Below are 12,679 nucleotides of genomic sequence, written 5' to 3'. Positions count from 1 at the left end.
GTCCTCAGGCCGCAGCCGCGCGCGTCGTCTTCAGCCCGGCATAACCGGCTGCATAGGGGATGGACGGACCTTCGGCCCGAATACGTTCGCGCATGCGCAGCGGCCGCAGGACGCCATCGATTTCCTCGACGTCGACAACATTGACATCGACCACCTTGTTGTCGGCAAAGGCCTGCCGGCCGGTTGCCTCCAGCGCTTCGACGGCCTCCTTGTGCCGGGCGACGAAGGCTGCCTGCAGCGACTCGTTCCAGGTGCCGGCGGCGTCGAGCCACACCGATACGCCGTCCGCCAACCGGTTTGCGGTCAGAACCTTTTCTGTCATGTCATGCTCCCAGCAATGCGGTTTCCGCCGTCGCACGGTTGCGGACGAGCGGAACGGAATGTTCGAAATTTGCGCCGGCGACCGCGTCGCCGATGATCACCATCACCGGGCCGGTCAATTCGTCGCGATGTTGCAGGTCCGGCAAGTCCTTGAGCGTGCCGTGCAGCAGGCGCCTGTCGGCCCGGCTGGCGTTCTCGATCACGGCGACGGTGGTCTCCGAAGGCAACCCAGCCTGCATGAGGCGCCCGGCGACGGAGGCGGCAACCGTGCGCCCCATATAGACGGCGATCGTCGCGCCGGACACCGCCAGCCGCGCCCAGTCCGGCAGCACCGCACCAGTCAGGTCATGGCCGGTGGTGAACACGAGCGACGAGGCGACGCCGCGCAGGGTCAGCGGCAGCTCGAAATCGGCGGCGGCGGCGAAGGCCGACGTGATACCCGGGACGATCTCATAGGTGATGCCGGCCTCGCGCAACGCCGCCATTTCCTCGGCGGCACGGCCGTAAACGAGGGGGTCGCCGGACTTCAGCCGCACGACGCGCTTGCCTGCTCGGCCAAGCTCCACCAGCAGGTCGTTGATCTCGTCCTGCGACTTCGAATGGCAGCCCTTGCGCTTGCCGACGGAAATCCGCTCGGCATCGCGGCGCCCCATGTCGACGATGACCTGGGGCACAAGCGCGTCGAAGACGATCGCGTCTGCCTCCATCATCACCCGCTGCGCGCGCAAGGTCAGGAGATCCTCGGCGCCGGGCCCGGCACCCACGAGCCAGACACGTCCCTCCGCCTGCCCCGATCTGGCCAGCAGCGCATCGGCGGACCGGCGCGCAGCGCCGATATCGTTTGCATGCACCGCATCGGCCACATCGCCGGCAAAGAAGCCGCGCCAGAATATGCGCCGCGACACGCCGCGCGGCACGAAACGCTCGACGGCATCGCGATACTCGGCCGCCAGACGGGCGAGCCCACCGAGCGACGGCGACAGAACCTGATCGATACGCGCCCGGATCAGTTGCGCGAGCACCGGGCCGGCGCCTTCCGTGCCGATCGCCACGGCCACCGGCGCACGGTTGACCAGGGCGGGCGTATAGAAGTCGCAAAGGTCCGGCTGATCGACGGCATTGGCAGGGATCCGCTCGGCCCGGGCAGCCGCCACGATCATCGCGTCCTGCGCCGCATTGCCGGTCGCGGCGAAGACCAGCGCTGCGCCGTCCATTTGCCCCGCCGAAAATTGCGCCTTCACGTGCTCGACACCGTTAGCGGCTAGGAACTCCGCATACGGGGCAATCGGATCCGGGCCAAAAGCGACAATGCGCGCCTGCGTGTTGCGCAACAGTCGGACCTTGGCAAAGGCCTCATCGCCATCGCCGTATACCACCACCTTTTTTCCGGCGACGCGGAAAAAGGCGGGGAAGACAGAAAGGCGGGACTGGTTGCTCACGAACGGATCCTTCTTCACTTGGACCGCCGTTATCGCAAATCGGCCCCGGCAAAAGAAGAAACGGAATATCGTGTGCGCGGGCCGGCATGCATTTCTGTTCCACCGATCCGGCGGGCGGCGCAAAACAACCCTCGCCCCATCTTAAAACCCGTCCGGCGCGTGGCCGATCGGGCCTCTCAAAGTTCGATAACTCTTTCTTTAATCAAATTGAAACTCCCTCTTACTAGAGAGGGCAAACGACTGGGAAGGTCCGCCATGAATGCCTCTCCGAAATGCCTGAACCTCTGGTACTCCTGTGAAAAAGACCGCCTCGTCAAGGCGCGACAGACCCTGTCCGACGTCGTCACGGAACACGTCGACCGACTGGTCGAAAGGTTTTACGAGGTTTTCTTCCAGCACGAGGAAGCATCAAGGTTTCTCAACCATGCGGTGGTCGTCGATCGTCTGAGCCCCTCTCTTCGGCGCTGGATGCTGTCGCTGGCGGCCTTTGACCCCGAACAGGATCTGACGACTTTCGCCGAACGCCAGGCGAAGATGGGCGACGTGCATGCGCGCATGAAGATCCCGGTCCATCTCGTTCTCGAAGGCTCGAGCCTGATCAAGAGCGATGTGGCCAAGGTCCTTCTGGCCAATCACGGCAACAGCGAGGGAGCGACGGCAATCGTCCTCCTGAACGAGATCGTCGACTACTCCATGCTGCTGATGAGCCAGGCCTATGTCACCGGCGTGGCGCAGCGCGCCAAGATCGAGGAGGCATACCGGCTGTTCACTCTCGGCCAGGACGTCAATGTCGAGCGCGAGAGCCAACGGGCAGCCCTCCTCGAGTGGAGCCAATCCACCATTTTTGGGCTGCTTGGCGGCGCTGGCAGCGCAGCCCTCAAGCCGATCTCGACATCGGAATTCGGTCTATGGTTTCGTCACCGCGCCAGCGTGATGTTCCAGGGATCGATCATGCTCAACAGCATCGATACCGCCATGAAGGAGATCGACGAGCAACTGCTTCCAACCATCGCGAGCCTTGCGTCCCTGCACGGACCGGATGCCCTGCCGCTCGTCGCGAGCCTGCAAACACGCGTCGAAGAGATCAAGTTCCTCTTGTCGGACCTGTTCCAGAGCCTTTCCGCCGCAGCCGGCGGCCGCGATCCGCTGACCAGCACGCTCAGCCGAAAGTTTCTGCCGTCGATCCTCGGGCGAGAGATCGCGCTGTGCCAGCAGCACGGAACGCCCCTTTCCGTCATGATGATCGATGCCGACCATTTCAAGCAGGTCAACGACACCTGGGGGCATGCAGCCGGCGACGCCGTGCTGCGCCAGATTGCCGAAGTCATCGCCGACAATACGCGCACTGCCGACATCGTGTTCCGCTATGGTGGCGAAGAATTTCTGGTCGCCCTGGTCGAGACCGGCCTGGACGGCGCCCTTGAGGTTGCCGAGAGGGTGCGCGCCGCTGTCATGGGGGCGGAAATCGCGATCGGCGATGCGACACCGATCCGTGCAACGGTGTCGATCGGTGTGGCGCTCCACACCGGCCACCCCGACTATCAGCACCTGATCAACGCGGCCGACCAGGCGCTCTATCAGGCGAAGAAGGACGGGCGTAATCGGGTTTCGGCCGCAGAGGCATTGCCGAAAGTCGTTAACGGCTAGCCGGTGGAGCGTTTCGCGCTTCCCCTCAAGGATGTGCGGCCGTACAGTCCCCACATTTGACAGAGGATCCCCGGCCTTGACCGCAGCCACGCTACCGAAACGCCTGCTCGACGTTATCGAATTCGACATTCTCCCCCTGACCGAGCGTGGGGTCGCCGCCGGCAACAAGGTGTTCGGCGCCGCGATCCTGCGGAAATCGGACCTGTCGGTCGTGGTCGCCGAAACGAACAACGAGCTGGAAAATCCGCTCTGGCACGGCGAAGTCCATGCGCTGAAGCGCTTTTATGAAACGGCTGGAGATATCTCCACCAAGGACCTGATTTTCCTGTCCACTCACGAACCGTGCACGATGTGCATGTCCGCCATCACCTGGGCGGGGTTCGACAATTTCTATTCCTTCTTCAGTCACGAGGACTCACGCGATGCCTTCGCAATTCCGCATGACCTGAAGATCCTGAAGGAGGTCTTCGGGCTTGAACCGGGCGGCTACCGCCGCAACAACGCCTTCTGGCACTCCTATTTCATCGCCGATCTCGTCGAGGCGCAGGACGAACCCCTCAAAAGCACGCTGAAGGCACAAACGGCACGGATCAGGTCGGCCTATGATCGGCTCTCCGGCATCTATCAGTCGGGCAAAGAGACCAACAGCATCCCGCTCAACTGAGCGGCACCACGGAGAGAGCAGCATGCAGCCGTCCCGCGACATTAAGGGCCTGGTCGATATCATGGCAGCGCTGCGCCAGCCCGAGACCGGCTGCCCCTGGGATATCGTCCAGACGTTCGAGACGATCAAGCCCTACACCATCGAGGAGGCCTATGAGGTGGCCGACGCCATCGAGCGCGGCGACATGCATGACCTTTGCGACGAGCTTGGCGATCTGTTGCTACAGGTCGTGTTTCATGCCCGAATGGCCGAGGAAGCAGGGGATTTCGGCTTCGGCGACGTCGTCGAAGCGGTGACGCGCAAGATGATTCGTCGCCATCCGCACGTCTTCGACCGGTCCGGCGCAGACACGCCCGAAGCAGTCAAACTCCAATGGGATGCGATCAAGCAGGCGGAGCGGCGAGAGCGGGCCGAGCGGCGCGCGAGGCACGGCCTGCCACCGGAGACCGAACCCGGGTTTCTCGGCTCGGTGCAGCGTTCGCTGCCTGCGCTCGTCGAGGCGTTGAAGCTACAGGAACGGGCCGCCAAGGTCGGCTTCGACTGGTCCGAGCCGGAGCCCATTCTCGACAAGATCGAGGAAGAAATCGGGGAGTTGCGCGAGGCGCTTCGTCACGGCGACCGCAAGAAGGTGTCGGACGAACTGGGCGACCTGATCTTTGCCGTGGTCAACATCGGCCGCCATACCGACACCGATCCCGAGATGGCGCTGCGCGGCACGAATGCCAAGTTTCGCCGCCGCTTCGCCCATATCGAGACGGAACTTCAAGCCGCAGGCGAGACGCTCGAGGCGGCAACGCTGGAGCGGATGGAGGAGCTTTGGCAGGCGGCGAAGGCGATCGAGCGGCAACTCTAATCGCCGCCGCCCGGACAATCCTTATTCCCAATCTTCGAGCGGCCGTCGGGCTCCATGCCCCAAGCGGCGGTCGAGTTCCCCGGCCTCGGTTTCCGTCAGCCGCACAGTGATGCGGACGCTGCCGTCTTCCAGGTCCTCGCGCTCGTCCACGATCGAATGGTCGTAGAGCCACGGCAGCAACTGGAGCTTGTCCACGGGAAGAACGACGTCGCGATCCACCAGAACGCCGGACAGCCGCCTGTTGACCTCGTCCAGAAGCTTGTCCACCCCTTCGCCGGTGAGTGCGGACACCGCGATGGTATTCGGCGTTGCCCCCGCCTTTTGCACCAGCGCATCGCGGGCTTCCGGCGGCAGGTCGTCGATCTTGTTCCAGACCTCCAGGATGCGCTCGGCACCGTCCTTCTCGTCGATTCCAAGATCGGCGAGAATCCGCAGCACGTCGCCGGCCTGCGCCCCGTTGTCCGGATCGGACATGTCGCGCACGTGCAGGATCAGGTCGGCTTCCAGAACTTCTTCCAGCGTTGCCCGGAAGGCGGCCACGAGGTGGGTCGGCAGGTCGGAGATGAAACCGACGGTATCGGAAAGGATCACGGTCCTGCCCTGCGGCAGCTTCATCCGGCGCAGCGTCGGATCGAGCGTGGCAAACAGCATATCCTCGGCCAGCACCCCCGCGCCGGTGATCCGGTTGAAGAGCGTCGACTTGCCGGCGTTGGTGTAGCCGACCAGCGCCACGATCGGGTGCGGCACCTTCTTGCGCTTGGCGCGGTGAAGCTGGCGCGTGCGACGCACCTGCTCCAGTTCGCGCTCCAGACGCACGATCCGCTCCTGCAGGAGCCGCCGGTCCGCTTCGATCTGCGTTTCACCCGGACCGCCCATGAAGCCTGCGCCGCCGCGCTGGCGTTCCAAGTGGGTCCAGCTGCGGACCAACCGCCCCTTCTGGTAGTTCAGATGCGCCAGCTCGACCTGCAGCGTGCCTTCCTTGGTCGAGGCACGACGGCCAAAGATCTCAAGGATCAGGCCGGTCCGGTCGATGACCTTCGCGTTCCACTCCTTCTCGAGATTGCGCTGTTGCACCGGCGTCAACGGATGATCGACAATCACAAGGCCCGCGTCGCTCGCATCGAGCGCAGCCGAGATTTCCTCGATTTTGCCGGTGCCGAGCAGCGTCCCAGGCTTGGGTTGCGCCACCGCCACGATCGCCGAGTGGACGACGTCAAGGTCGATCGCCCGGGCCAGACCGATCGCTTCGGCCAGACGCGCTTCGTCTGACCGCGCGACAGGCCCGGTCGCATCGACCGCCCTCGCCCTTTTAAAAACCGGAACGATGACCACTGCGCGCGAATCGTCACGCCGCTTCTCGCGCTCCGGCACGATGGATTCCTGGCTTGTATCTCGCTTGCTAATGTGCCGTTACCTTGTCAGGAGGCGCTTTCTTCAGTCTCGAACATCTGCAGCGGCTGGCCGGGCATGATGGTGGAGATTGCGTGCTTGTAGACGAGTTGCGAATGACCGTCTCGACGCAACAGGACGCAGAAGTTATCGAACGACGTAACTACGCCGGTCAACTTAACACCGTTGATCAGGAAGATCGTCAAGGAAATCTTTTGCTTGCGAACGGTATTAAGGAAAAGGTCCTGCAAATTCTGAGAACGTTCCGCCATGGCGCCGCTACTTTCTTGATTGCCGATCCTGCTGATCGGTTGACTGATAAACAAAAATGCCCGGGGAGCCCTCACAAGCACACTGTTTGCCGCCCCCGTCGGATTTGGTATCAAATCGCTGTCTTCTCCGCAACGGCGAAAAATGCTTCCCGCAGCTTCTGGGCGGTGGTGCCTGGGTGGCCATTGGCAATGACCTTTCCGTCGACCTCCACCACCGGAAAGCAGATGCTCGTTGCGGCCGTGATGAACACCTCGCGTGCCGCCAGCATTTCCGAGACCGTAAAGGGGCGTTCCTCGACCGCGAGTTCGAGCTTTTCCGCGACCTCCATCAATGTCGTCCGCGTGATCCCTCGCAGGATGCCGTGGTCGGCCGGGCGGGTGCGGAGCGTACCGTTTCCATCGACGATCCAGACATTGGTTGCAGCGCCCTCCTTCACGCAGCCCTCGGCGTCGACGAAGATCGCTTCTTGCGCGCCTTCCTCCTTCGCCTGCTGGCGGGCGAGCACATTCGGCAAGAGGCCGACAGTTTTCACGTCAACCCGGTCCCATCGGTTCTCAGGCACCGTGATCGCCTTGATGCCGTTGGCATTCTTGGCCGCGATGATGCGCGGGTCGGTCGCTCTTGCGGTGATGACGATCGAAGACGGCGTACCATCGGCGGGAAAGACATGGTCACGACGGGCGACGCCGCGCGTCACCTGCAGATAGAACAGGCCGTTGTGGACCTTGTTGCGCCTCAGCAGTTCCCGGACCACGGATATCAGGGCCGCCCGCGTCATGGGCCAGGCGATCCGGATTTCCCGCAAGGACCGGTCAAGGCGGTCCAGATGCCGCGTCAGGTCGACGATCAGGCCGTGCCGCACCTCGCACACCTCGTAGACCCCGTCGGCGAACTGGTACCCGCGATCTTCCACATGCACCGCGGCATCGCTGTGGCGGACATATCTTCCGTTGACATAGGCAAAACGTGGCATGAAAACCGCCTGAAACCTTTAGAAGTATTGAATGCTGACACGGAAAAGCTGCTGGACGTGCCGCACGGCGTCACCCGTAGCGAACAATACCACCCGGTCCTTGGCCTTGATCTTCATGTCGCCATCGGGACGCAGGACGGTTCCGTCGCGATAGATCGCCCCGATGCGGATGCCGTCGGGCAGTTCGAGTTCGCGGAAGGGTGCGCCGACAAGCGGCGAGGTCTCCAGCGCCTCAGCCTCGATCACCTCCGCTGATCCGCGCTGCACGGCATAAACCGAGCGGATCCGCCCCTTTCGGACGTGCTGGAGGATGCCGGACATCGTCACCGCGCGCGGATTGATATGCGCGTCGATCCCGAGACTCTTGGCGAAGTCCTGGAACGATGGCTCGTTCAGAAGCACGAGGTTCTGCTTGCAACCGAGCTTCTTCGCCATCACGCTGCCGAGAATATTGATCTGATCGTTGTTGGTCAGGGCGACGACAAGGTCCGCATCCTGGATCTCGGCCTGCTGGAGCAATTTCTGGTCCAGTGCGGACCCGTGAAGGACCACGGCGCTTTTCAACTGTTCTGCGATGTGAATCGCGCGTTCACGATCGCTTTCGATGATCTTGACCCGCGTTTTCGGCTGGAACTCCTCGATCGTCTTTGCCACAAACAAACCGATGTTGCCGCCGCCGGCAATCACGATGCGCGCCGCTTCCTTTTCCTCGTGGCCGAACAGCGAAAGGGTGCGACGGACGTGCGTGTTTTCGCAGACGACATAGGCGAGGTCACCGGTCTGCAGTTCATCGGTCGAATGCGGGACGAAAAGCCGGTTGTCCCGGTATACTCCCGTCACCGTTGCCTTCAGGTCCGGAAACAGATCGGTCAACTGCCGCATCGAGGCATTGACGACGGGACAATCCTCCATGCACTCGATCGCCACCATGACGATCCGGTCGTCGGCGAAGCGCACGACGTCGGTGGCGCCGGGATAGGAGATGCGCCGCAGCACCATCTTGCCGACTTCGATTTCCGGCGAGATCGCCACATCGATTGGCACATCGTCACGGGAAAAAAGATCCGAGTATTCCGTTGCCAGATAGTTCTGCGCGCGAATACGCGCGATCTTGGTCGGGACCTTGAAGAGCGAATGGGCCACCTGGCAGGCGACCATGTTGATCTCGTCGTGCAGCGTGACGGCTATGATCATCTCCGCCTCGTCGGCCCCCGCCTTGGCGAGCACGTCGGGATAGGCGCCATGGCCGACAATGCCACTGACGTCGAGCGTCTCGGTGATGGCAGAGATGAGCGGCGCCGAGGTGTCGATCACCGAAACGTCGTTGCCCTCCTGGGAGAGGCGTTCGGCAATCCCGTAGCCGACCCGGCCAGCCCCACAGATGATGACCTTCATTCTATACCCCTTGCGGTGCCGGCCGAACTAGACGCCAAGCGACTTCAGTTTGCGATGGAGCGCGGACCGCTCCATGCCGACGAACTCCGCGGTCCGTGAAATATTGCCGCCGAAACGGTTGATCTGTGCGATCAGATAGTCGCGCTCGAACATTTCGCGAGCCTCGCGCAGCGGCAGTGTCATGATGTGCTGGTCGCCTTGCGAAGACACCTTCGGCAGCATGTCGCCAACGTCGGTCGGCAGCATGTCGGCGGTGATCGGGCTGTCCGGGCCATCGCTGCGGGCAAGGATCATCAACCGTTCGATGTTGTTGCGCAACTGCCGGATGTTGCCCGGCCAGTCGTGTGCCTGCAAGACGGCAAGCGCGTCCTCACCGATCTTGCGCGCACGGATGCCGGCCTGTTCGCTGATCTGCCGCATGAACAGGTCGACCAGGAAGGGAATGTCCTCACGTCGCTCGGCAAGCGCCGGAACGCGCACGGGTACCACGGCGAGACGATGATAGAGATCTTCGCGGAACGCCCCTTCGGCAATCAGGCTCTCCAGGTTGTAGGCGGTCGAGGAAATGATCCGCACATCGACTTTCACCCGCTTGGAGCCACCGACGCGCTCGAACTGCTGGTCGACGAGAACACGAAGAATCTTGTTCTGGGTCTCGCGCGGCATCTCGCCGATCTCGTCGAGATAGAGAATGCCGCCATGGGCTTCCTCGAGCACGCCCGTCTTGCGTTGCTGGCCGCCCCCTCCCTCGGTGCCGAACAGCGCGATTTCCATCCGCTCCGGCGTGATCGCCGCGGCGTTGAGCACCACGAAAGGCCCGCCGGCGCGCGTCGACTTGCGATGGATCATCCGCGCCACCAGTTCCTTGCCGGCGCCGGAGGGTCCGAGGATCATGATGCGGCTGTTGGTCGGGGCGACCTTGTCGATCGTCTGGCGCAGTTGCGACACCGCCACCGATGTGCCGATCAGTTCCACCGCATCGCCGGAGCGCCGCTTCAGTTCCGTCACTTCGCGCTTCAGCTTGGAGTTCTCGAGCGCGCGCTCGGCGATCAGAATCAGTCGATCCGCCTTGAACGGCTTCTCGATAAAGTCGTAGGCGCCGCGACGGATGGCCGAAACCGCGGTCTCGATATTGCCGTGGCCGGAAATCATCACCACCGGCAAGTCCGGATGCCGGCTCTTGATCTCGTCGAGCAGCGCCAACCCGTCGAGCTTGCTTCCCTGCATCCAGATGTCGAGGAAGACGAGGCGTGGCAGGCGGTCGCTGATCGCCTGAAGCGCGCTGTCGCTGTCGAAGGCGGTCCGCGTCTCGTGGCCCTCGTCGGACAGAATCCCGGACACGATTTCGCGAATATCCTCTTCGTCGTCCACCACCAGAATGTCAGAGGCCATGGGTCAGTTCCTTGTCAGTTTCATCCGCATCGACGGCCATTTTGTCCTCGACGGGCAGGATCACACGGATCATTGCCCCATGGCCGTGGTCGAAGTCCGGCGGAGCATCGTGCAATTCGAGTTGTCCACCGTGGTCTTCGATAATCTTCTTCACGATTGCGAGGCCGAGGCCCGTACCCTTCTCGCGCATCGTCATGTAGGGTTCGAGTATCCGGTGCCGGTTCTCGGTCGGCAGGCCTTTGCCGTTGTCGACAATGTCGACGACGAAATGGCCGCTCTCCTCCCGGCGTGCCCGAACGAGCACTTTGCGCTCGCCACGCTGCGCGTCCGCCGCCAGCGCCTCGATCGCCTCGACCGCGTTCTTGATGACGTTGCCGAAGGCCTGCCCGAGCATGCGGGCATCGAAATTGCCGATAAGAGGCTCGTCGCCGAATTCCTTCAGGAAGGCGACATGGCTGTTGCCCATCTCCCGCAGGAACACGGCATCCTTGAGGATTGCCCGCAGATCGGACTTGTCCTTGGTCGGCTTCGGCATGCGGGCAAACGCCGAGAACTCGTCGACCATCCGGCCAATGTCCTCCACCTGCCGCACGATCGTGTCGGTGCACTGGTCGAAGACGGCGCGGTCTTCCTGGTCGATCTGCTTGCCGTAGCGCCGTTTGATCCGCTCCGCCGACAACTGGATCGGCGTCAGCGGGTTCTTGATCTCGTGGGCGATCCTTCGGGCCACGTCTGCCCAGGCGGTGGAGCGCTGCGCGATGACGAGATCGGTAATGTCGTCGATCGTGATGACATAGGATTCGACCGCGTCCTTCGTCTCCTCGCGCGTCACCTGCACGTTCAGCGTGCGTTCGGTGCCGCCGCGCATGATGTTGATCTGCCGGCGATGGTCGTTGCGGTAGCGATGCGAGGCCTCCTGCAGCACGGCATCCACTTCGGGCGCTATCTCTGCCAGGCGCGCACCGACCAGCGTTCCAGCGCTGCGACCGAACAACTGCTCGGCCGACGAGTTGGCGATCGTCAGTCTTCCCCCCTCTTCGACACCGATCACGGCAGCCGTAACGCCGGACAGAACGGCCTCGATGAAGCGGCGGCGATGATCCATCTCGTCCTTGGCGTCGAGGATCTGGCCCTGCTGGGCGCGGATCTCGGCGATCATCTTGTTGAAGGTTCGCGACAGGCTGCCGACATCGCCATCGGCGCTCTTCACCGGCACCTCGACGTCGAGATTGCCGGCAGCAACGGCGTCCGCGGCACCGATCAGCAGGCGTATCGGCCGCACGATCCGATCGGCCACGGCAATCGCAGTCCAGATCGCCGCGAGCAGCACGATGAGCGCGAAGCCGAGATAGAGCACGGCGAAGGCGACCTGGAGCGAAGTCCGCCCGGCCTCCAGCGCGCGGTATTCGGCGGTGTTGTCCTCCATCAGCCGCATGGAGCGCATCACTTCCGGATCGACCGTCCGCACCGTGTAGAGATAGGTGTCCGGAATGTTGTCGATCTTGATGACGGCGCCGACGAGGTTGGTGGTCCCCGGTGGAATCAGCGTCGGCTGGCCTGCTGCCGCCGCCTTCAGGGCCTCGTCCGGTACCGTCGGCAGCGGCTTGTCGGTCGGTATGTTTGCCCGCAGGATCAGCGTGCCGTCGCCGCGCACCAGGAACGCGCCCAGCATGCCTCGGCCGCGGGCCTGCCGCGTCATCAGATCGGTGAAGCCGGTGCGGTCGAGGCTGTAGAGCTGCCGGTTGCGTTCCAGATCGTTCGACATCGAGACGGTCTGGCCCTGCAGGTAGCTGGCGTTTTCCAGCACATAGGCCTGCGCCACATTCAGCGAAGAGCTGACGATCGATTGCGTCCTGATGGAAAACCACCGATCGAGCCCGACATCGAGCGTGATCGACGCAAAAATCGCTACGAGAATGGCCGGAGTGATCGCCACGATCGAAAACAGCGCAACGATGCGCACGTGCAGCCGGGCAGCAGCGCGTCCGCGCGACCTGGCCCGCAAAAGCCGCACGATCTCGCGGCCGATCAGGATCATCAGGCCAAGGACGAACAGCGCATTCACCGCCACAGAAGCAATGATGACATTCGTCACCGGCTTGATCGGCGTCAGACCGAGCAGGATAAAGAGCGACAGCGTCGCCGCAATCAGCGCCCCGCCGGCAAGCAGGAGGCCCGGGAGTGCGAACGATGCCCTGCGGTCGCGCGTATTGCCGGCACTGTCGTCGCCGCCCTCGATCGACGTCGCATTCTCATCCATTCGCTGCACTCGCTCCACCGATCGAGACCGACCGGGCCCTCGTCCGCTTTGACGCCCCGCGACCAGCGGCGAC

The 12,679-nt window shown here is 63.1% G+C and carries 11 protein-coding genes; 3 read left to right on the top strand and 8 right to left on the bottom strand.

Annotation, left to right across the window (positions count from 1 at the left end):
- Positions 1 to 4: 4 nt before the first annotated feature.
- Both JNC62_RS09785 and cysG read right to left on the bottom strand, forming a co-directional pair.
- The gene (locus JNC62_RS09785) at positions 5 to 322 is read right to left on the bottom strand and encodes a DUF2849 domain-containing protein (RefSeq protein ID WP_374838234.1); all 318 of its coding nucleotides are present in this window, start codon (positions 320 to 322) and stop codon (positions 5 to 7) included.
- A gap of 1 nt (position 323) precedes the next feature.
- Entirely contained in the window at positions 324 to 1,760 is a 1,437-nt protein-coding gene (cysG, locus tag JNC62_RS09780) for a siroheme synthase CysG (RefSeq protein WP_374838233.1), read from the bottom strand.
- Between the two features lie 255 nt (positions 1,761 to 2,015).
- Between cysG and JNC62_RS09775 the strand changes: the two genes are divergently transcribed.
- Genes JNC62_RS09775 through mazG form a run of 3 tightly spaced genes read left to right on the top strand, consistent with a single transcriptional unit; the run spans position 2,016 to position 4,924 of the window.
- On the top strand, positions 2,016 to 3,407 hold the full coding sequence (locus JNC62_RS09775; RefSeq protein WP_374838231.1) for a GGDEF domain-containing protein: 1,392 nt from the start codon (positions 2,016 to 2,018) through the stop codon (positions 3,405 to 3,407).
- 31 nt (positions 3,408 to 3,438) lie between these two features.
- On the top strand, positions 3,439 to 4,071 hold the full coding sequence (locus tag JNC62_RS09770) for a deaminase (protein WP_374838230.1): 633 nt from the start codon (positions 3,439 to 3,441) through the stop codon (positions 4,069 to 4,071).
- A 22-nt stretch (positions 4,072 to 4,093) separates the two neighbouring features.
- The gene (gene mazG, locus JNC62_RS09765) at positions 4,094 to 4,924 is read left to right on the top strand and encodes a nucleoside triphosphate pyrophosphohydrolase (RefSeq protein WP_374838228.1); all 831 of its coding nucleotides are present in this window, start codon (positions 4,094 to 4,096) and stop codon (positions 4,922 to 4,924) included.
- A gap of 21 nt (positions 4,925 to 4,945) precedes the next feature.
- Here the strand turns inward: mazG and hflX are convergent, their stop codons facing one another.
- The 6 genes from hflX to JNC62_RS09735 form a co-directional block, all read right to left on the bottom strand.
- Positions 4,946 to 6,298, bottom strand: coding sequence for a GTPase HflX (gene hflX, locus JNC62_RS09760; protein ID WP_374838393.1), 1,353 nt, complete (start codon positions 6,296 to 6,298; stop codon positions 4,946 to 4,948).
- A 44-nt stretch (positions 6,299 to 6,342) separates the two neighbouring features.
- Entirely contained in the window at positions 6,343 to 6,585 is a 243-nt protein-coding gene (hfq, locus tag JNC62_RS09755; protein ID WP_310420496.1) for an RNA chaperone Hfq, read from the bottom strand.
- Positions 6,586 to 6,695: 110 nt separating this feature from the next.
- Positions 6,696 to 7,559: a D-amino-acid transaminase gene (locus JNC62_RS09750; protein WP_374838226.1), complete on the bottom strand. Its 864-nt coding sequence runs from the start codon at positions 7,557 to 7,559 to the stop codon at positions 6,696 to 6,698.
- 18 nt (positions 7,560 to 7,577) lie between these two features.
- A complete protein-coding gene (gene trkA, locus JNC62_RS09745; protein ID WP_374838224.1) occupies positions 7,578 to 8,954 on the bottom strand; it encodes a Trk system potassium transporter TrkA in 1,377 nt (458 codons plus the stop codon).
- Positions 8,955 to 8,981: 27 nt separating this feature from the next.
- Positions 8,982 to 10,346, bottom strand: a complete 1,365-nt coding sequence (ntrX, locus tag JNC62_RS09740) for a nitrogen assimilation response regulator NtrX (RefSeq protein ID WP_374838222.1) — start codon at positions 10,344 to 10,346, stop codon at positions 8,982 to 8,984.
- On the bottom strand, positions 10,336 to 12,606 hold the full coding sequence (locus JNC62_RS09735; protein ID WP_374838221.1) for a sensor histidine kinase NtrY-like: 2,271 nt from the start codon (positions 12,604 to 12,606) through the stop codon (positions 10,336 to 10,338). The genes ntrX and JNC62_RS09735 overlap by 11 nt, the downstream gene beginning before the upstream one ends.
- Positions 12,607 to 12,679 lie beyond the last annotated feature (73 nt).

The sequence above is a fragment of the Mycoplana ramosa genome (assembly GCF_041930185.1).
GTDB lineage: Bacteria > Pseudomonadota > Alphaproteobacteria > Rhizobiales > Rhizobiaceae > Mycoplana > Mycoplana ramosa.
This window is presented reverse-complemented; position numbering and strand designations above follow the sequence as displayed.

Bases quoted from the DNA above. Each gene is read 5' to 3' on its own strand.
- JNC62_RS09785 (WP_374838234.1), bottom strand. From the start codon at position 322: ATGACAGAAAAGGTTCTGACCGCAAACCGGTTGGCGGACGGCGTATCG.
- JNC62_RS09775 (WP_374838231.1), top strand. From the start codon at position 2,016: ATGAATGCCTCTCCGAAATGCCTGAACCTCTGGTACTCCTGTGAAAAA.
- JNC62_RS09770 (WP_374838230.1), top strand. From the start codon at position 3,439: ATGTGCGGCCGTACAGTCCCCACATTTGACAGAGGATCCCCGGCCTTG.
- mazG (WP_374838228.1), top strand. From the start codon at position 4,094: ATGCAGCCGTCCCGCGACATTAAGGGCCTGGTCGATATCATGGCAGCG.
- hfq (WP_310420496.1), bottom strand. From the start codon at position 6,585: ATGGCGGAACGTTCTCAGAATTTGCAGGACCTTTTCCTTAATACCGTT.
- JNC62_RS09750 (WP_374838226.1), bottom strand. From the start codon at position 7,559: ATGCCACGTTTTGCCTATGTCAACGGAAGATATGTCCGCCACAGCGAT.
- trkA (WP_374838224.1), bottom strand. From the start codon at position 8,954: ATGAAGGTCATCATCTGTGGGGCTGGCCGGGTCGGCTACGGGATTGCC.
- ntrX (WP_374838222.1), bottom strand. From the start codon at position 10,346: ATGGCCTCTGACATTCTGGTGGTGGACGACGAAGAGGATATTCGCGAA.
- JNC62_RS09735 (WP_374838221.1), bottom strand. From the start codon at position 12,606: ATGGATGAGAATGCGACGTCGATCGAGGGCGGCGACGACAGTGCCGGC.